We start from the raw sequence: 18,918 nt of genomic DNA on the forward strand, positions 1-18,918 counted from the left end.
TTAGCAATTTTAAGTATAATTCGCCTATGAGTAGTTTTGGTTATAAAAAGGCGCTGTTTTTGGATAGAGATGGCGTTATAAACGAGGATTTCGGCTATGTTTATGAGGTTAAAAATTTTATCTTTAAGGATGAGATTTTTAAAGCGGTTAAAGGCTTTGTAGATAGCGGATTTATCGTTATTATCGTTACTAATCAATCAGGAATCGGAAGAGGTTATTATACACTTGAGCAGTTTAATGAGCTTAGTGAATTTATGCTTGGCGAGTTTGCAAAAAACGGCATTGAGATAGCTAAAATTTGCTTTTGTCCGCACGCTCCAGAAGAGGATTGTGAGTGCAGAAAGCCAAAGCCAAAGATGATAATTGACGCGGCAAACGAATTTAAGATAGATCTGGCAAAATCAATAATGATAGGCGATAAAGATAGCGATATCAAGGCCGGAAAAAGCGCGGGAGTCGGAGCAAATTTCAAGCTTGACGGCGTAAATTTTAAAAGTGTGGCTGATGTTTTTGAAAAGCTGAAAAAGGAAAATTTGATATGAAGATAGAAAATAAAAAGATAGTTATAACAGGTGGAGCGGGCTTTATCGGCTCGGCACTGGCGCATTATTTTGATGAGAACTGCCCAAGTTGCGAAGTGCTTGTGGTTGATAAATTTAGAAGCGATGAGAAATTTAGCAATGGAAATTTAAAGAGCTTTGGACACTTTAAAAATTTGCTCGGTTTTAAGGGTGAAGTTTATGAAGGCGATATAAATTGCGCTAAGACGCTTAGCATGATAGAGCAGTTTAAGCCAGATATCATCTATCATGAAGCGGCGATTTCTGACACTACAGTTAGAGAGCAAGATGAGTTAATGCGCACAAATTTAAATAGCTTTAAAGGCTTGCTTGAAATTTGCCTTAAAACAGGGGCTAAGATGATATATGCAAGCTCTGGTGCAACTTACGGAAATGCTAAAAGCCCTCAGAAAGTCGGTGAATGCGAGTCTCCAAATAATGTTTATGGTTTTAGCAAGCTAAAGATGGATCATCTGGGGCAAAAATACGCAAAAATGGGCGTTAATGTCGTAGGACTTAGGTATTTTAACGTGTATGGTAAAGGTGAGTTTTTTAAGAATAAAACCGCCTCTATGGTGCTTCAGTTTGGGCTTCAAATTTTAAGCGGAAATACTCCAAAGTTGTTTGAAGGAAGCGATAAGATAAAAAGGGATTTTGTCTATATAAAAGATATCATAAATGCAAATTTGCTAGCTATCAATGCTCCAAGCGGTGTTTATAACGCAGCCACAGGCAAAGCAAGAAGCTTTCAGGATATAGCAGATATTTTGCAGCGAGAGCTTGGCACAAATTTAGGCAATGAATACATCAAAAATCCTTATACCGGCTCATATCAGTTTCATACGGAAGCTGACATAGAGCCTACCAAAGCCGCTCTTAAATATGAGCCGCAGTGGAGCTTGGAAGAGGGGATAAAAGACTACATCCCTGAGATAAAAAGGATCTTTAAGGAAGAGCTAAATGTGTGAAGTTCGTGCTTTAGTCGTTGGTGATCTGATGCTTGATCACTATATCTGGGGTAGTTGCGACAGAATTTCTCCTGAAGCCCCCGTGCAGGTTGTAAAAATCAAAAATGAGACCAAAAGGCTTGGTGGAGCAGGAAACGTAGTGCTAAATTTGCTCTCTTTGGGTGCTAAAGTGGGCGTGATAAGCGCTGTGGGCAATGATGAAGTAGGCAAAGAGATAGCTAAGATCATCAAGGATTTTGGAGCAAAGCCAGAGTTTATAAAATTTGAAGATGGGCGAACAAGCTCGATAAAAAGCCGTGTTATGGCAACCCATCAGCAAGTAGTTAGGATAGATAAAGAGAGCATCGAAAATATCGCTTGTGAAGATGAGCTGATAAGAGAATTTGGTGCGGCGCTAGATAGCTATGACGTGGTTTTGCTTTCTGATTACGGCAAGGGAGTGCTAACTCCAAAGGTTTGCGCAAAGCTCATAAATGAAGCAAATTTAAAGAATAAACCCGTGCTAATCGATCCAAAAGGCAAAGACTACTCAAAATACGCAGGCGCAACGCTTCTAACGCCAAATAAAAAAGAGGCTAGCGAAGCGGTGGGCTTTAGTATAAATAGTGATGCAGAGCTTGAAAATGCGTTAAAAAAGCTAAAAAACGAGCTAAATTTGACTCACTCGCTTATAACCATCTCAGAAGAGGGGATCGCGCTTTTGCAGGATGATAAAGCTCTTAAATTTCCGGCATTGGCAAAAGAGGTTTTTGACGTAACCGGTGCAGGAGATACCGTTTTAGCAACGCTTGGATATATGCTTGGGCTTAAAGAAAGCATTGATAAAGCTATACAAACTGCAAATTTAGCCGCTGCGGTCGTGGTGGCGAAGGTAGGCTCGGCTACGGCAAGTTTTGAAGAGATAAATGAGCTTATCAGAAGTCGCGGATCGCTTAGCTTTGAAAGTAAGATAAAAAAAGTAGATGAGCTGTGTGAGCTGCTTAAAAATAGAGGCGAAAAAAAGCTTGTTTTTACAAATGGCTGCTTTGATATTTTGCATGCGGGGCATGTGAAGTATCTTGCTAAGGCTAGGGAATTTGGTGATATTTTGGTTCTGGGACTAAATTCGGATAGATCGGTTCGAGAGCTAAAAGGACAAAGTCGTCCGGTAAATAGCGAATTTGATAGAGCATCGGTGCTTGCAGCGCTTGGCTCGGTTGATTATGTAGTGATTTTTGATGAGCTAACTCCGCTTGATCTGATAAAGGCTTTAAAGCCTGATATCTTAGTAAAAGGTGCTGATTACGCAGGTAAAGAAGTCGTTGGAAGTGAAGTCGTAAGCGACGTAAGGTTGGTTGAGTTTGTGGAGGGCAGAAGCACTACAAATTTGATAAATAGGATACAAAATGCAGATAAATGAGATGATAAAAAATGAACTTGAAGCTCACAAAAAGACGGCAGAAGCTATTTTTGAACTTCAGGACGAGATAAAAAAAGCGTGCGAAATGGCTGTTGACACGCTTAAAAACGGCGGCAAAATAATGCTCTGCGGAAACGGAGGAAGCGCTGCTGACTCGCAACACATAGCAGCCGAACTTAGCGGAAGATATAAAAAAGAGCGCGGTGCGTTAGCAGGTATAGCGCTAACTACCGATACTTCGGCTTTAACAGCGATAGGAAACGACTACAGATATGAGTTTGTTTTCTCACGCCAACTTGAAGCTATCGGACGAAGCGGAGATCTGCTTATAGCTATATCGACCAGCGGGAATAGCCCAAATGTCATAAGAGCGCTTAAAATGGCTCGTGATATGGGAATTAAAACGCTCGGGCTTAGTGGCAAAGACGGTGGCGCGATGAATGAAATATGTGATCTAAATTTAGTTATGCCTTCAAGCGATACGCCTAGAATTCAAGAGATGCATATTTTGGTGGGTCATACTATCTGTCAAGCTATTGACGATGCTTTTTAGGGTTTTAAAAGAGCGCCTGATTATTTTTTACTATATAGACGCTCTCTTGTCTAAAATTTCTTTAAAATTTTTCCTTATAGCCTCTATAACCATTTGCGGTTTTAGCTCTTTCATGCACTCGTGTGTGCCAATAGGACATATTCGCTTCATGCAGGGTGCACACTTTAGGGTTAGATGTAAGATATGTGCTTTGTCGTTATGCCAGGGGCTGGTCTCTTTGAATTTAGTTGGTCCAAAAATTGCTATAGTAGGCACTTTGTAAGCAGCCGCTATATGCATAGGGCCGCTATCGTTTGTGATGAAAATATCTATTCCGCCGATTTTTTCGCAAAGCTCTTTTATGTCGGTTTTTCCGGCTAAATTTTCACACTCTATATTTTCTTGTGTTAAAATTGCCTCAATCTTATTGCAAATCTCAGTTTCGCTTTTTGAGCCAAAAATCACTATTTTAAACTCACTGCTAAACTCCTTGGCAACCTCTGCAAAGTACTCCGGATACCATCTTTTGGCACTTCCATAGCTTGCTCCGGGATTTAGTCCCATGCTTTTTTTATCAAATTTAAAAGGCTTGAAATCTAATTTTAATTCATCGTAGGCGGTATCTAAATTTAGGGATTGCTGTATGAAGTTTTGATATTTTTTTACCTGGTGAGTTCTGCTTTTTGTCTTTTTAAACTTAAATTTTTTCTTTGCACTTATAAAAAACATTAAAAATCTGCTTGTAAAGCTGCTTCTAAAGCTAATTGCAATATCAAATTTGCCTAGATTTTTTGCGGTTTTAAAGATATTTAGAAAGCGACTTTTATCCTTTTTGCTGTCATCAATCAGTACTTGCTCGCAATTTGGATGGTTTTTTATGAGTTCTATTGCCGCAAAAGAGCCAAAAAATGTAAATTTGGCCTTTGGAAAATTTAGTACTATGCTCTCAATCGCAGGCGTTGCCATAACCGCATCACCAAGCCAAGTTGGAAGCTCAATGAAGATACGCATTTATTATCTCCAGTGTTTTTGCGGCATTTTTTTCTATGCTAAAATTTTTGGCAAGCTCGAAGTTTGATGCCTGTATTGATGATAAAAATTTAGAGTAGCTAAGTAGTTTTTCGATCATATTTAAGATAGATTCATCGCTTGAATGGCTCATCACAAACTCTTTTGGAATGATTTCGCTAGCTCCGTTTTGAGCGGTAGTGATAACTGCGTTTTTAAAGCTAAGCGCTTCTAAAACGACATTTGAAAATGGTTCATATCTTGTTGGAAATATAAAAATATCACTTGCTTTGTAAAATTTCCAAGTGTCGTTTCTGGCTCCTAAAAACTGCACTTTATGCTCTAAATTTAAGGATTTTGCGAGCTCTTGATAAGTATGGATTTTTTTATCTTTTCCGATGATTAAAGCATGAAATTTACCCTTTAGCTTTGATAGCAAATGCAGAAGCTCTCTAACTCCTTTTCTTTCAAAGCCGCTTCCTACAAACAAAATAAGTGGCACATCGGCTCTTATGCCAAACTCTATGTTAAGCGCATTTTTGGCTTCAAGCTTATTAAAATCATCTTGAATTTTAACACCGTTATATATAACTTCAATTTTTTTATCACTTATTCCGTAAGTTTCAATGATCTGTTTTTTGATAAAATTTGAATTTGCAATGATTTTTTTTGAGTTTTCAAAACAGTGTCGCTCAAGGTAACAGTATACTAAATTTAGCGGATTAAACCCACTTTTTTTCTCTTGCATATAGACTTTGTGCACCCCGTCTCCGGCGCGGTAGATGTCTGCACATTTTACTCTTTCAAGCGAGAAGTAAAAATCATCATTTTTGCTTACGCAAACCTGAAAGTTATAAATAAGAGCTTTTATCCATGAGCTAAGAAAATTCGGTGCTTTAAGGCTTTTTATTTCGCATTTTATACCGTTTTCCTCAAGTGCGCCTATAAGGCGTGATAGATAAATTTCCGCTCCTCCTATCGCCTTTGGATTCATTCTTAAAAATGTTATTTTTCTCATAAAAACATTCTATAAAAAAATTAATAAAAGATTGGTTATAATTGCGCCATTATGAAAATTTTACTAATCAGAAATGATAATATCGGCGATTTAATTTGTACTACTCCGGCTATTGAGGCATTAAGGCATAAATTTGAGGATGCTAAAATCGATATAGTTGTAAATAGCCTAAATTCATGCGTTGTAATCAAGAATCCATTTTTGAATAAAATTTATATTTATACAAAGCCAAAGCATAAAAAGAGATGGAAGGATAAAATTTGGGCATTTCTTGGAAAATGCAAGATTTTATTTCAAATTTACCGCCAAAATTATGATGCGGTAGTGATATTTAGAAGCTCGTATTCACCGTCTGCCTCAATTTTTGCTAGAGCAGCAAGGGCTAAAAGAGTGATTGGGGTAGATTATAAATATCCTAAAAAATTTATAACCGATAAGATCAAATTTGGTCATATTCCGCATGAGGTTATGCTCTGCTTTGACTGTTTAGCGCCTCTTGGAGTCTATTACAATAGCGAAAAGACATTGTTTTTACCAAAAAATGTAAGTGATAAATTTAAAGATTTTGTATTTTTTCATATCTCTAGTAGGATTAGTGAAAATCAGTTAAGTATCAGCAAGATAGAACAAATTGCTAAATTTTTAAAAGAAAAATTTGCCGATGTGGTATTAAGTAGTGAAGATGTTGAATTTGGCGAGAGAGCTTCTAGGTTATCTGGAGTTGATTATCTGCAAACTTCAAGTATGGATGAGCTTGCAAACTACCTTTGCAAAGCCAAATTTTTACTCACATTAGATGGTGGAGTGGCGCATTTAGGTCCGGCTCTTGGGCTGAAAACTTTTGTTATATTTGGCAAGACAAACCTAGCTCGCTGGAAGCCATGGGGCGATGAGGTGTATGTTTTGCAAGACGAGAGTAGCTTGGCTGAAAATGTAAAACTTGAAGATATTTATGAGCAAATATCGAAATTTAGTTGATTATAGCAAGGTTTTACTCTTTGGCATATACATTTTTGTTCTGCCTATCAGCCATGTAACCGCAGCTCAGTCGATCTCTTTGGGACTCTTTGTACTTCTTGTTTTGCTTAGCGATTGCAAAAACTTTGTTTTTAAAGATATTTTAGCTATAAAAAATATCTTATTTATATTTATTGGCTTACTAATACTCTCTTATTTTTCACTCTTATACTCGGTGGATACTGCACAAAGTTTTAAGGAGGCCAACTCTGAACTTCTTAAAAATATAATCATCATGCTGTTTGTTTTTTTATATTTTAAATCTTTACCAGAGCCTTTGCTTGAAGTTTATATGCGTTTGATATATATCTCAATCGCCGTTCATATGCTTATTAATATATACATATGGCATCATTTCGGATTTGAATTTAGTGTTAATACGAGAATGGGAGGGTTATTGGACGGTGCGCTTGAGCAAGGAGGAGGAGCGGGAGAGAGATTTGGGATTTGGGCCACATTTTTTCTTGCCTTCGCTCTATCTCTTTGGTATTTTTCTGATAAAAAATTTGCGATTTTAGCCCTTTTTTTAGCACTCATAAATATAGTAGCTAATCAAACTAGAGCTACCTATGTAGGCGTGATTTTAATCTTCATGCTTTTATTTACCGTTATGCCTAAAAAAAGAGTGACAAGAGCCTTATTTTTTATAATTTTGGCAATATCTACGGTAAGTTTTTATAAATTTTCAGATAATCTTTCAAGTAGATATAATTTAACCCATGTAAATGAATATATGAGCCTTTTAAATGAGACTCCGGCTAAAATGAGAGATTATAAGGAACATGGACTTGATTATTCTATTGCTACAAGGTTATCTATGTGGAAATCGGCTCTTTTATATAGGATGGATGAGCCATTTATTCCGACAGGATATGGAAGATCTCTATATGGCAAAAGTATAACTAAGCTTATGGATGAGCAAAATAGACCCTTTGTAGTATATTCTCAGGTGCATAATGAGTTTATAGGTGTCTTTTTTTCACTCGGTATATTTGGGCTTTTGTTATTCTTGGCTCTTTGGTTTTACTATTTTAAAATGTCTATTGTGTTGCTAAGAAGTGATGAAAGTAGATTTAAAATATTTGGATTTTTCTCCTTTTTTGGAGGAGTTGGATTTGTCGCAAGTCTTTGTTTCGGAAGTTTTTTTGGAGATAGTGAAGCTAAATTTTTCTATCTACTTTTTGGTATGATTTGCGCAATAACATATCGTAAAGGTGTTGTAGATGATAAATATCTTAGAGCTTGAAAGCTCTCTTGGTTTTGGTGGACAAGAGCACCGCACACAGCGTGTTATCAATGGACTTAACAAGAAAAAATTTAAAGTATTTTACGGACTGAATGAGGGTTCAAAGAGTTTTGAAAAAGAGATAGATTGCGAGTTTGTAAAGTTTAATCTAAAAAAGATATACAATATTTTTGAAATTTTTAAAATTTGCCGTTTTGTGAAAAAAAATTATATAGATATTATCTCTACTCACTCAGGAAAAGACGGAAATATCGGTGCAATAGTGGGTAAATTAACCGGGAAAAAAGTAGTTCGCACCAGACACCTTCAAACACCCATAGGCTCGCCATTTAGTTATAATATCAGCACGAAAGTTGTGGCTGTATCTAAGGCAACCAAGGATAGCCTTATAAGAAAGGGCGTCAAAGAGAGCCTAATAGATATAATCTATACCGGAGTTGATACAAATAAGTATAATCCAAGTTTAAAAAAAGATATAAAAAAAGAGCTAAATTTGCCCTCAGACTGTGTCGTGGTAGGCATAGTTGCAGTATTAAGAGGGGCGAAAAATCACAAACTCTTAATAGAGGCTTTTAGTGAATTAAATTTAAAAAACTCGGCTTTAGTTATCGTAGGAGACGGGCCTGGAGAGGAGAATTTAAAGGCTATAACAAAAGATAAGCAAAATATTTTTATGCTGGGAAATAGAGCGGACGTGAGCGAAATTTTGCCTAGTTTTGATATATTTGTATTACCCTCTAAGATGGAGGCCTTAGGAACCGCTATATTGGAGGCTAGTAGTTGCGCGGTGCCTTGTATAGGAAGTGATGCAGGCGGTATAATAGAGGCGATAAGCGATAAAAATACCGGTCTTATATTTAAAAGCGAAGACAAAGAGAGTCTAAAAGAGGCATTGAAGAGCTTGATAGAGGATAAGAATCTAAGAGTTAGGCTTGGCAAAAACGCAAGAGAGTATGTGGAGCAAAATTTCTCTATAGAAAAGATGGTAAAGGATACTGAAAAATTATATGAAAATTTATGAGAGAATTATTAAATTTATACTTAGCGAAAAAGGTATAAAAAAGAGTGTTTTAGTAGATGAGCCATTTAAAACGGTATGTTTCTTTAGCAATACAGCTATTGGCGATACTCTTTTTAATACTCCTGTTTTTAGAGTTTTTAAACAAAATTTCCCAAATGTGAAAGTAATAGCCATTCTAAATCCATCTAATGCAGATCTATTTAAAAATAATCCATTTTTGGACGAGATTGTACTATTTAATGGACGATGGAAAAATTTCTTATCTGTTGCAAAAATTTTAAAAACAAAGCAGATAGATATAGCGTTTTTGCTTCATTCAAACGAACCTCAAGCGACTCCGCTTGCAGTTTTAAGCGGTGCAAAATATATTTTTAAACTTCCTAATCTTAAAAACGATTTTAATAAATTTCACTCCAATCCGCCGACTCCTTACGGAGAACCTAGATATGTGGTGCTAAATAGGCTAGAACAGCTTAAATTTGTAGGTATCAATAGCTTTGATACACGTATGGAGTTATTTTTACAAGATATTAGTTTTGAGAACGTGGATAGAGTTTTAAATCGTAAAAAAGGCGAAAAAATAGTAGGTTTTCAAATGGGAGCCAGTGTAAAATCTAAACTATGGCTTATTAATCGCTGGCAAGAGCTAGCAGGACTACTTTTAAAACATGAGAATATACGTATAGTTTTAACAGGAAGTCCTAAAGAAAGGGATATGACAAAAGAACTCGAAATGCTTTTAAATAGCGATAGAGTAATGAATTTAGCAGGTAAATTTAGTATAAGCGAGGCGGCTGCTCTTATAGGCAGGCTTGATGCTCTAATTACTACAGATACAGGTCCTCTTCACGTTGCCGCAGCATTAAAAACGCCTTTTGTAGCTCTTTTTGGAGTTACCGATCCTCGTTGTCTTATGCCAGATTTTGATACTCATCTGCATAGGTTTTTGAAAGTGGAGTTTGATGTAGACAATACATATTCAAAGCATAAGGACTACGGTTATTTGATGGAGAGAATAACCGCACAGGAGGTTTATGAAAGCCTCAAGGAGATTATGGGTGCTATATAAATATTATGAAAAAATATCTATGTTTTTTTATCAACTTCAATTTTTAAAACTTAAAATATTAGGTGCTAGTATAGGTAAAAAATCAAAAGCTTTTGGCTGGTTTAAGGTTTTAGGCGATCCTAAAAATTTAATCATTGGTAATAATGTCAAAATAAACGAGGGAGTTTTTATAAATTGTAGAGATAAGGTAATATTGGAGGATTTTGTAACTCTTTCCAGTTTTGCCAAGATTTACTCTACTCAGCTTGATTATAAGAAATTTCCAAGAATTCACGTTAAAGCGCCGGTTATTATCAAAAAAAATGCTTGGATCGCTAGTGATTGCCTTGTTTTAATGGGAGTTACAATAGGTGAAAATAGCGTGATAGGAGCAAGATCGTTGGTGTCAAAGGATGTGGAGTCAGATGCGCTTTATATCGGCGATAAAGTCGTAAAGAAACTAAATATAAAATATGATTAAAAATTTATACGGCAAGATCAGATGAAAACTCTACTTTTTATTAGCGATAAGGATGAAAAATTTAATCATAGCTTTATAGAAAATGTTATAAACGGATTTTTAAAACGATATTTTAAAATTTACTGCGTATATTTTACCGATAGTTTTACAATCAAAGAAAATCAAATTTTCATACTTAAAAAAGATAGAAGCAGGGCGCTAGAACTTATAAATCAGCATTTTTTAGATCTTAAAAACGTAGATTTTATAATCGTTAGAAATTTTTTAGATGTTTTAAAAAATGCGGTAAAACTAAAAAAGAAATATGATTTTAAACTCTATTTTCAGCTTAGCTTCCCGCACTTTTATAGAAGTTATCATGAGGCTAAAATTCGCGGCAAAAATTTATTGTTTAAGTTTGTAAAATATAGGATAAATTTGATTTTATATAAAAATTTGATAAACCAATGTGACGGATTTTTTCCTATTTCAAATTTAATGAAAAAAGAGTTTTTTGATGATATAAAAACTCCTGTTCTAGCACTTCCTTTGGGCATCAACACAAAGGATATAACTAAGCCATTACAAAAGAGCGGGGTAAAAAAATTTATATATATAGGCGCGATTGACATCAATAGGCAGATGGATGATTTTTTTAATGAATTTTGCAAGGCTAAGAGCGAATTTAAGCTTGAAATTTACACCAAAGATTATGAGTACGCCAAGGCAATTTTGCCTGATGATAGTAGGATAGCTTTGCATCATGCGGTAAGTAAGGATGAGATCTTTGGTATTATGAGAGAATTTGATGTGGGCTGTTTTTATGTGCCCATAAATAGGCTTTACGACCTATGCTCTCCGACTAAGGTTATGGACTATTATAGCTGTGGTCTTGTTTGCTTTAGCTCTGCTGTAGGCGAATGCAGGGAGCTTTTTGACGATAAAACTATGTTTTTTATAGGTAATAATATAGCCGGTATGGTTGAAAAAATTTGTGCTACATCAAGAGATGAACTTAGTAAAATGGCTGAAAATGGGCTTGAAATTTTAATTAAAAAGCGAAATTACGAGAGTATCGCGGATAAAATTAGGGAGTTTTTGAAGTGAGCGTAGTTGTTTTAATGTATCATCATGTCCTGAAAGATAGTGGATTTATAGCAAGTAGTGTGAATGAATTTAAAGAGCAGATGAGCTTTTTGGCTAAAAACGGATACAAAGCTCTTACTCCTAGCGAATTTTTAGCCTATAAAAAAGGCGAGCTAAAATTGCCAAAAAAGAGCGTATTTATAACCTTTGATGATGGCTGGAGAGATAATTTTTATTATGCCTATCCTATTTTAAAAGAATTTGGATTAAAGGCTACAATATTTCTTGTAACATCTTGGATAGAGAAGGCTAGCGAGCAAAATGCATTAAATAGAGCAGATTTTACACCTCTTACTCACAAGGAGGCTAAGAAAATGGCTCCCGAAAATCCTGGCGGACTATTTTTAAACTGGGATGAGATAGAGAAAATGAGCGATATATTTAGCTTTCACTCTCATACGAATGCGCATAATGATGATTATTTTAGCAGTCTGCCATTTAAAGAGGATTTGCAAATTTGTAAAAACATCATAAAAAAACGCTTGGGATTTGATGATAAACACCTGTGTTGGCCCAGAGGAGAATATGATGAAACTAGGCTAAAGGAAGCTAAAGAGCTTGGATACGAGATATTTTATACTACTAAACGCGGAGTAAATTTGGCCGATAAAAAGCTTGAAGAGACAAGAAGAATCGCAGCCAAAAAAGGAGCTTGGTGGCTAAAAAAGAGCCTGTTTATTTACAGCAACGAGTCTGTATATCAAATTTACTCAAAATTTAAAGACTAAATTTTTAGCTTCTTTTTTATCTCCTCTTTTACGGCTTCTAAATCAAAATCCATCAAGCACTCGCTTATCTTGCTTCCATCGCAACCGTCTTTACCGCATGGCACGCACTCTAGGTTTTGCTGAAAAACCGTGTGTTTTCCCATTCTTTGCACTCCGTTTCGCTCATGATAGCTTGAGTGCATCAACTCATTGTCCCAAGGCCCCCATTCAAAGGCTCCGCTTGGACCAAAAAATGCTATAACAGGAGTATCGTTTGCTGCGGCAATATGCATTATAGCCGTATCTACTCCTACAAAAAGAGCCGATTTTTTACTAAGTGCGGCAACCTCTTTTAGGCTTAATTTTCCTGCGAAATTTAGAGGAGTTGCTTTACAAAGAGCTAAAACTGAAGCTATTTTTTTCATCTCGGCTTCGTTTTTATCGGCGGTTAGAGCCACTTTGATCCCCAGCTCATTTTCGCAAAAATCAATAAGTTCAGCCATTATCTCATCTTTTACACATTTAAACATCCAGCGACTGGTCAGGTGAAAATGTACGAAAATTTCTGGCAAGCTTAGATTGTCTGATAAATTTTCATCGAAAAATATCTCAACCCTTTTGCTTACAGGCTCTAAATTAAGCGCCTTAAGCACATCCAAATTTCGCTCTACCGTATGTTTTGAAGCGGTTTTTGGCACTTTAAGGGTGATAAATTTATTGATAGTCTTGTTTTTACCCTCAAATCCTATGATTTTTTTAGCTTTTGCGTATTTAGCTATTATTATCCCGCGATCTCCGGTGGTCGTTTGCACCGCTATATCGTATTTTTGTTTCTTAATGGAGTGTATAAATTTAAGCTCTAGCCAAAGTTTTTTGAAAAATCCCTCGTTTTTAACTATCTCTCTATCGTAAATATAGATGTTGTCTATGTTTGGATTTGCCTCTATCATCGCCTCACAACCCTTATTTAGAGCAAAATCTATCTGCGCTTCAGGGAAGTGATGCTTGAGGTTGGCAATAAGCGGAGTCGTTAGCAAGACATCGCCTATATTTCTAAATTTCATAACTAAAATTTTAAATTTTTTCTTTTTTTTCATTTTATGTACTTCCAAAATGTATACTGTGAATATAGCTTAGCTACGACAAATCCGCGCCAGCCGTCCAAAAATCCGCCTTTTAAAACAAAGAGTTTAAAAAAAGTCCATGCGGGATTAAATACCGCCTTGAGCTTGTTTTTTTTAGCCCCTAGACTGGAGTAGCGATTTTGCTTGGCGATAAATTGCTCGATACTCTCATATGCGTAGTGCTTAAAGTGATTTTTTAGCTCTCCGATTTTACCGTCCGTAACGACCTTTTCATGTATCTCTCGCTCGTCAAAACGGGCTTTATATTTATTAAAAAGCCTTACCGTAAAATCAGGATATAGCCCCATACTTCGTATCTCTTTGCCAAAGAAGAAATTTAGCCTAGCTACCTTATAAGCATCAAATTTAGGCTTTTTTAAAATTTCTAAAATTTCCTCTTTTAAAGGCTCTAAAATAACTTCATCACTATCAAGAACAAACACCCAATCGTTTGTAGCCAAATTTACTCCAGCTTGCTTTTGCTTGCCAAATCCAAGCCATTTTTGATAGTAAAATTTTACGTTTTCAAAGTCTTTGCAAATATCTTCCGTTTTATCTGTCGAACCGCTATCTAGGACTATAACTTCGTCCGCAAATCTTACGCTCTCAAGCACTTCTAAGAGGTATTTTTCGCTATTTAATGTCAAGATTACTACACTAATCATCTGTAAATTTCTTCATTGAAGTGCTTAAATCTCTTATGAAACCAAAAGTACTCATCTGGCTTTTGCCTAATAAATTTTTCGGTAGCATCTGCTTGGGCTTGAGTAGCCTTCAAAATCGCTTCGTCTTTGCTAAAATTTCTAATATCAATTGGTTCAAAAAAGCAAATTTCATTTATCTTGCTATCTTCATCGCTTATTTTTATAAATGCCGGAACTATTATGGCATCGCTCTTTTGTGCAAAAATGCTAACCGATGGGGTATGAAGCACTCTTTTGCCAAAAAAATTAACCTCTATCCCGTCGCTTTTAGCAGTATTTTGATCGACTAAAATTCCAAGCAGTCTTCTTTCTTTTATAGCCTTTAAAATCTGCTTCGCACCGCCTGATTTATCTATGAGCTCTATATCAAACTGAGTTCTGTTAGCCTTTAGAATTTTTTGCATCACACTACTATCAAGCGCTCTTCCTACTATGCTTACCGGTCCAAATTTTGCCGCCATAGCTAGGCTAAATAACTCCCATTCGCCGTAATGAGCGGTTTGTACTATGATAGCGCGACCTGAATTTAAAGCGTTTGTAAAAATTTCAAGATTTCTAAAACGGACTTTTTTTAATATCTTTTCTTTTGTGCTGTTTTGATTTTTTATGAAATTTATTGCGAATTTTGCATAGTTTTTATAGACATTTTTTGCTATCTGCTTTTTTTGTTCATTTGTAAGCTCGTTTTCGTAGGCGAAATCTAGATTTGCCATGATAGTTTTATTGTGCTTTTTATCGAATTTGTAAAACAAATTTGCGATCAAATTTAAAAAAAGGCTTAGTAAAAAATCCGGTAGTATAAAGAGCAAAAATTTAAAAAACCAATAGATCAAAAGATAAAAAATATCACGCATTTAGTATTCTCTCGGCTGCTTCGGCTATGATTTCAGGCTTTATTTCACGGATGCAAAAGTCATTTTTATCTATCTTTCTGGCATCTATTTTTTTGCACGCATCTATTACTATGTTTTTATTTGTGATGTAGGCATTGCGCTGGCTAGGGCGGTTGCCAAATAGCGTTATAGATGGGATATTTTGAGCCCAAGCGATATGAGTTATCCCGCTATCGTTTCCTATGACGAGATCGCAGCTATTTATAAATTTAACAAGCTCTTTTAAGGACATTTTTTCAAGAACATCGGCACTTGTGTATTTGACGATCTCTTCTAGCTTGTCAAACTCTTTTTTATTACCAAAGCATACGTGAACTTTATAGTTTGAAAGCATTTTGATAACTCTTTTAAATTTATCATAGCACTTACTCTCTTCGCTTGCAAAAGGCGCTATAAGTATTCGTTTAGGCTCATTTTTTTCTGCTTTTTCATAAGCCATAAGGCATGGTTTTTTGTTTAAAATTTCATCTCTTTCAAATTTAAATCCTAACGCAAAAGCCGTTAGGCTTAAATTTCTAATTATAATGTTTTCGTTGTAGTCGCATGAGAATTTGTGAGTATAAAATGTGCTTGCGAGGCTTTCTTTGACGCTATTTTTATCAAATCCGTAAATTATTTTCGTATCTAAAATTTTAGCAACTATCGCCGATTTGATAAGTCCTTGCAGGTCTATGGTTATATGAAATTTCCCTGCATCTTTTAAAATTTTATAGGTTCTTAGAAATTTTTTATCTTTTAGCGGAATTTTTATAAGATTTGAAATTAGCTCATGACCTTCTAATATCTCGGCAAATTTTTCATCCACTATCCATGAAATATCATAGTTTATGCCGGCTGATTCGAGATTTTTTTTGATAAACTCGAGCACTATGCTAGCATGTACTATATCACCTAGCGCAGAAAGTTTTATGATGGCTATTTTAAGGCTTTGGCTCTTTAAATCTTGGCTCATTTTTTCGCTTAATTTCACTATTTTTGGTATCATTTTACAAATATTTGGCTAAAAAAGGTTTGAAGTGTCTAAAAGTTATATTTGTGTATTTGATTGTGAAACTGTTCCTGATACCGCGCTTTTAAGGAGAGTTTACGGATATAGAGGCAGTGATTTGGATGTTTGTAAAGCTGCATTTTGGGATCAAAAAGAGGCTAGCGGAAGCGAATTTTTACCGGTGATGTTTCATAAAGTAGTCGCAGTATCTGCGGTAATGGCGGATGAATTTGGCAGATTTTTACGCGTTAGCACAATGAAAGGTGAAAATGAGCAGGAAATTTTGGCCAAATTTATAAATTTCATCAATGAGTATAATCCGCGATTAATTAGTTTTAATGGACGCGGTTTTGATCTGCCGATGATTATGGTGCGGTCCATGCGTTATAATCTAAGCTGCCCTGCCTATTTTGAAAGCGATAACAAGGAGCTTAATAAAAATAAGTGGGAAAATTATAGAAGCAGATATGATGGGCGCTTTCATCTTGATCTGCTTGATCATATTAGTGATTTTCGTGCCGTTAGCGGGCTAAAGCTTGATACTCTTTGCGCGAGTCTAAATTTGCCCGGAAAATACGATATTCACGGCGATCAGGTTATGCAGCTGTTTTTTGCGGGTGAGATAGCCAAGATCAATGAATACTGCGAGTCTGATACTTTAAATACATATTGGCTGTTTTTAAAATATGAGCTTTTGCGTGGAAATTTAACAAAAGACGATTACACTAGCTTTTTAGCCGACATGAGTGAATTTTTGATTCAAAAATGCTCACAAATGGGTTATACGCCCGTATTTTGTGAGGCTATCGAAATGGAACTTGCAAGGCTAAAGGGTGAGCTTGATTACGAGATAGTGGCTAGAGAATTTGATGAAGATGAAGAGGATGATAATGAGTCAGAATGCATAGGCGTTGATGAGCTTGAGGATCATTTAGCTAAAAGCGGACTTGGCGGTATGGTAAAAAAGGCTAGCGAGATTAATTTGAAGGCTAAAAATCAGCCTAAATTTGAAGAGAGATTGCCGGAAATTAACCTTGACGATGAGTGAAATTAGTTTGCCAAATTTTAACAAAATCGGTATGAATTAAAAGGAATAAGTATGAAAATTTTATTAACGGGAACCGCGGGATTTATCGGATATCACCTGTCTTTAGCGCTTGCAAAGCGTGGCGATGAGGTCGTGGGGTTTGATAATATAAATGACTATTATGATGTAAATTTAAAATATGCAAGGCTTGAAAACGCGGGCTTTAGCAGACAAGAGATAAAAGAAAATGAGCTCATAGCATCTAAAAAATATCCGAATTTACATTTTATTAAAGCTGATTTGGCTGATTTGGCCGTGCTTGAGAGGCTTTTTGGCGAATTTAAATTCGATTGTGTCGTAAATTTAGCCGCTCAAGCCGGAGTTCGCTACTCGCTAATCAACCCTCATGCTTATGTGCAAAGCAATCTGGTCGGCTTTGTAAATTTACTTGAGTGCGCGCGCAAATTTGAGCTTAAAAATTTTGTTTACGCAAGCTCAAGCTCGGTTTACGGGCTAAATGAAAAGATGCCTTTTAGTACGCATCACAGCACAGAGCATCCTATTAGCCTATATGCGGCTAGCAAAAAGAGTAACGAAATGATGGCTCACACTTATAGTCATCTCTTTGGTTTGCCGACAACCGGGCTTAGGTTTTTTACCGTTTATGGGCCTTGGGGGCGACCTGATATGGCTCTATTTTTGTTTGTTGATGCCGCGCTTAAAAATGAGGCTATCAACGTCTTTAACCACGGCAAGATGAAGCGCGATTTTACCTATATCGATGATATCGTAAAAGGCATAATTAAATGCGTAGACAACCCGGCTTTGCCAAATTCTTCTTGGAGTGGCTTAAACCCGGATCCTGCAACATCAAAAGCGCCTTATAAAATTTACAATATCGGAAACAATAACCCGGTCGAGCTCATGGACTACATAAAGGCGATCGAGATAAAAATCGGCAGAGAGATAAAGAAGAATTTCATGCCGATACAAGCAGGCGACGTACCTGCTACATATGCTGATGTAAGCGGGCTTATAGATGACTTTGGCTACAAGCCAAGCACAAGCGTAAATGAGGGTGTGGCGAAATTTGTAGAGTGGTATTGCGAGTTTTACGGAGTTAAAATTTGAGAATTTTTACTCTTGTTTTGCTGTTTTTTGCTACTTTTGCCTTGCACTCTTTAGCGAGCGAGCAAGTAGGTAAAAACATAAAATTTGAGCTTTTGAAGCTTAGCGAATTTGATCAAAGAGATGTAAGTGGATATCTAGTAAGCGAAAAGCTTGACGGCATTAGAGCTTATTGGGACGGAGAAAATTTACTTTCAAGAAGCGGCAAAAAGATAAATGCTCCTAAAAATTTTACTTTGAATTTTCCGCCTTTTGCGCTTGACGGTGAGCTTTATACGAAGCGAGGTGAGTTTGAAAAAATCCAGTCTATAGTGATGGATAAAAATCCAGATGAAAAGGCTTGGCAAGAGATAAAATTTTACGTTTTTGACGCTCCAAGTAGCGAAAAAGGACTGCTTAAACGCATTGAAAAACTTCAAAATTTTCTATCAAAAAGTGAACTTAGTGGCGAAAAAATAAAGATAATAAAGCAGATAAAATTAAGAGATAATGCCCATCTTGAAGAAATTCTAGATGAGATAATTGCACTTGGCGGCGAAGGCGTGGTAGTTCGTAAGCCAAATTTAGCCTATTATCACGGCAGAAGTAAAAACGATATGAAATATAAAAAATTTAAGGACGCAGAGTGCGAGGTCGTTTCACTTAATGAAGGCAGTGGCAAATTTAAAGGCAAGCTTGGCTCTGTTACCTGCGAAACAAGCGATAAAAAGCGCTTTAAGATAGGCTCAGGCTTTAGCGATGAGGAGCGAATAAATCCACCAAAAATCGGCGAAGTGATAACATACAAATTTCAAAATTTAACCGCAAACGGACTTCCTAGATTTCCTGTTTTTGTAAGAGTTAGAAAGGATTAATTTGTATTAAATTTTATAATTTTTAAGACTTAAATTTAAGATTTACGACTCATATTTATTTTCAGGTTTT

Annotated in this window: 20 protein-coding genes; 14 read left to right on the top strand and 6 right to left on the bottom strand. The window is 36.0% G+C overall.

What is annotated here, in order from left to right; translation table 11 throughout:
- The first annotated feature begins 26 nt into the window (after positions 1 to 26).
- The 4 genes from CDOM16190_RS05940 to gmhA are packed head-to-tail and all read left to right on the top strand — an operon-like array spanning position 27 to position 3,480.
- Positions 27 to 542, top strand: coding sequence for a D-glycero-alpha-D-manno-heptose-1,7-bisphosphate 7-phosphatase (locus CDOM16190_RS05940; protein WP_170019312.1), 516 nt, complete (start codon positions 27 to 29; stop codon positions 540 to 542).
- Complete coding sequence (rfaD, locus tag CDOM16190_RS05945; RefSeq protein ID WP_170019313.1) at positions 539 to 1,528, top strand: ADP-glyceromanno-heptose 6-epimerase; 990 nt, start codon at positions 539 to 541, stop codon at positions 1,526 to 1,528. The genes CDOM16190_RS05940 and rfaD overlap by 4 nt, the downstream gene beginning before the upstream one ends.
- Positions 1,521 to 2,927, top strand: coding sequence for a D-glycero-beta-D-manno-heptose-7-phosphate kinase (rfaE1, locus tag CDOM16190_RS05950; protein WP_170019314.1), 1,407 nt, complete (start codon positions 1,521 to 1,523; stop codon positions 2,925 to 2,927). The genes rfaD and rfaE1 overlap by 8 nt, the downstream gene beginning before the upstream one ends.
- Positions 2,914 to 3,480, top strand: coding sequence for a D-sedoheptulose 7-phosphate isomerase (gmhA, locus tag CDOM16190_RS05955; protein ID WP_170019315.1), 567 nt, complete (start codon positions 2,914 to 2,916; stop codon positions 3,478 to 3,480). The genes rfaE1 and gmhA overlap by 14 nt, the downstream gene beginning before the upstream one ends.
- Before the next feature lie 30 nt (positions 3,481 to 3,510).
- On the opposite strand, the gene waaF is transcribed toward gmhA, so the two are convergent.
- Together waaF and CDOM16190_RS05965 are read right to left on the bottom strand one after the other, a co-directional pair.
- Positions 3,511 to 4,470, bottom strand: coding sequence for a lipopolysaccharide heptosyltransferase II (gene waaF, locus CDOM16190_RS05960; protein ID WP_170019316.1), 960 nt, complete (start codon positions 4,468 to 4,470; stop codon positions 3,511 to 3,513).
- Positions 4,454 to 5,485, bottom strand: a complete 1,032-nt coding sequence (locus CDOM16190_RS05965; protein WP_170019317.1) for a glycosyltransferase family 4 protein — start codon at positions 5,483 to 5,485, stop codon at positions 4,454 to 4,456. Before CDOM16190_RS05965 ends, waaF begins: the two co-directional genes overlap by 17 nt.
- 51 nt (positions 5,486 to 5,536) lie before the next feature.
- Between CDOM16190_RS05965 and CDOM16190_RS05970 the strand changes: the two genes are divergently transcribed.
- The 7 genes from CDOM16190_RS05970 to CDOM16190_RS06000 are packed head-to-tail and all read left to right on the top strand — an operon-like array spanning position 5,537 to position 12,151.
- On the top strand, positions 5,537 to 6,463 hold the full coding sequence (locus tag CDOM16190_RS05970; protein ID WP_170019318.1) for a glycosyltransferase family 9 protein: 927 nt from the start codon (positions 5,537 to 5,539) through the stop codon (positions 6,461 to 6,463).
- On the top strand, positions 6,438 to 7,748 hold the full coding sequence (locus CDOM16190_RS05975; RefSeq protein WP_170019319.1) for an O-antigen ligase family protein: 1,311 nt from the start codon (positions 6,438 to 6,440) through the stop codon (positions 7,746 to 7,748). The genes CDOM16190_RS05970 and CDOM16190_RS05975 overlap by 26 nt, the downstream gene beginning before the upstream one ends.
- Positions 7,726 to 8,769, top strand: a complete 1,044-nt coding sequence (locus tag CDOM16190_RS05980; RefSeq protein WP_170019320.1) for a glycosyltransferase family 4 protein — start codon at positions 7,726 to 7,728, stop codon at positions 8,767 to 8,769. The genes CDOM16190_RS05975 and CDOM16190_RS05980 overlap by 23 nt, the downstream gene beginning before the upstream one ends.
- Positions 8,756 to 9,838, top strand: coding sequence for a glycosyltransferase family 9 protein (locus CDOM16190_RS05985; RefSeq protein ID WP_170019321.1), 1,083 nt, complete (start codon positions 8,756 to 8,758; stop codon positions 9,836 to 9,838). Before CDOM16190_RS05980 ends, CDOM16190_RS05985 begins: the two co-directional genes overlap by 14 nt.
- Positions 9,828 to 10,298, top strand: coding sequence for an acyltransferase (locus tag CDOM16190_RS10850; RefSeq protein ID WP_170019322.1), 471 nt, complete (start codon positions 9,828 to 9,830; stop codon positions 10,296 to 10,298). Before CDOM16190_RS05985 ends, CDOM16190_RS10850 begins: the two co-directional genes overlap by 11 nt.
- Positions 10,299 to 10,319: 21 nt before the next feature.
- Complete coding sequence (locus CDOM16190_RS05995; RefSeq protein WP_170019323.1) at positions 10,320 to 11,384, top strand: glycosyltransferase family protein; 1,065 nt, start codon at positions 10,320 to 10,322, stop codon at positions 11,382 to 11,384.
- Positions 11,381 to 12,151 (top strand): polysaccharide deacetylase family protein, encoded by a 771-nt coding sequence (locus tag CDOM16190_RS06000; protein ID WP_170019324.1) that lies wholly within the window; start codon positions 11,381 to 11,383, stop codon positions 12,149 to 12,151. The genes CDOM16190_RS05995 and CDOM16190_RS06000 overlap by 4 nt, the downstream gene beginning before the upstream one ends.
- Here CDOM16190_RS06000 and rfaQ read toward each other — a convergent pair.
- The 4 genes from rfaQ to waaC are packed head-to-tail and all read right to left on the bottom strand — an operon-like array spanning position 12,148 to position 15,803.
- Complete coding sequence (gene rfaQ / locus CDOM16190_RS06005; RefSeq protein ID WP_170019325.1) at positions 12,148 to 13,227, bottom strand: putative lipopolysaccharide heptosyltransferase III; 1,080 nt, start codon at positions 13,225 to 13,227, stop codon at positions 12,148 to 12,150. The two genes, CDOM16190_RS06000 and rfaQ, sit on opposite strands and share 4 nt — an antisense overlap.
- Positions 13,224 to 13,919, bottom strand: coding sequence for a glycosyltransferase family 2 protein (locus tag CDOM16190_RS06010; protein WP_170019326.1), 696 nt, complete (start codon positions 13,917 to 13,919; stop codon positions 13,224 to 13,226). The genes rfaQ and CDOM16190_RS06010 overlap by 4 nt, the downstream gene beginning before the upstream one ends.
- The gene (locus CDOM16190_RS06015) at positions 13,916 to 14,812 is read right to left on the bottom strand and encodes a lipid A biosynthesis lauroyl acyltransferase (protein WP_170019327.1); all 897 of its coding nucleotides are present in this window, start codon (positions 14,810 to 14,812) and stop codon (positions 13,916 to 13,918) included. The genes CDOM16190_RS06010 and CDOM16190_RS06015 overlap by 4 nt, the downstream gene beginning before the upstream one ends.
- Positions 14,805 to 15,803 carry a lipopolysaccharide heptosyltransferase I gene (gene waaC / locus CDOM16190_RS06020; protein WP_170019328.1) on the bottom strand — a complete coding sequence of 333 codons (999 nt, stop codon included), beginning with the start codon at positions 15,801 to 15,803 and terminating at the stop codon, positions 14,805 to 14,807. Before waaC ends, CDOM16190_RS06015 begins: the two co-directional genes overlap by 8 nt.
- Before the next feature lie 64 nt (positions 15,804 to 15,867).
- On the opposite strand from waaC, the gene CDOM16190_RS06025 reads away from it, so the two are divergent.
- Genes CDOM16190_RS06025 through CDOM16190_RS06035 form a run of 3 tightly spaced genes read left to right on the top strand, consistent with a single transcriptional unit; the run spans position 15,868 to position 18,848 of the window.
- On the top strand, positions 15,868 to 16,887 hold the full coding sequence (locus CDOM16190_RS06025; RefSeq protein WP_170019329.1) for a 3'-5' exonuclease: 1,020 nt from the start codon (positions 15,868 to 15,870) through the stop codon (positions 16,885 to 16,887).
- A 51-nt stretch (positions 16,888 to 16,938) separates the two neighbouring features.
- The gene (locus CDOM16190_RS06030; RefSeq protein WP_170019330.1) at positions 16,939 to 17,997 is read left to right on the top strand and encodes an NAD-dependent epimerase; all 1,059 of its coding nucleotides are present in this window, start codon (positions 16,939 to 16,941) and stop codon (positions 17,995 to 17,997) included.
- Positions 17,994 to 18,848 (top strand): DNA ligase, encoded by an 855-nt coding sequence (locus CDOM16190_RS06035; RefSeq protein WP_170019331.1) that lies wholly within the window; start codon positions 17,994 to 17,996, stop codon positions 18,846 to 18,848. The genes CDOM16190_RS06030 and CDOM16190_RS06035 overlap by 4 nt, the downstream gene beginning before the upstream one ends.
- Positions 18,849 to 18,918 lie beyond the last annotated feature (70 nt).

It is taken from the genome of Campylobacter sp. RM16190 (genome assembly GCF_012978835.1).
Lineage (GTDB): Bacteria > Campylobacterota > Campylobacteria > Campylobacterales > Campylobacteraceae > Campylobacter_A.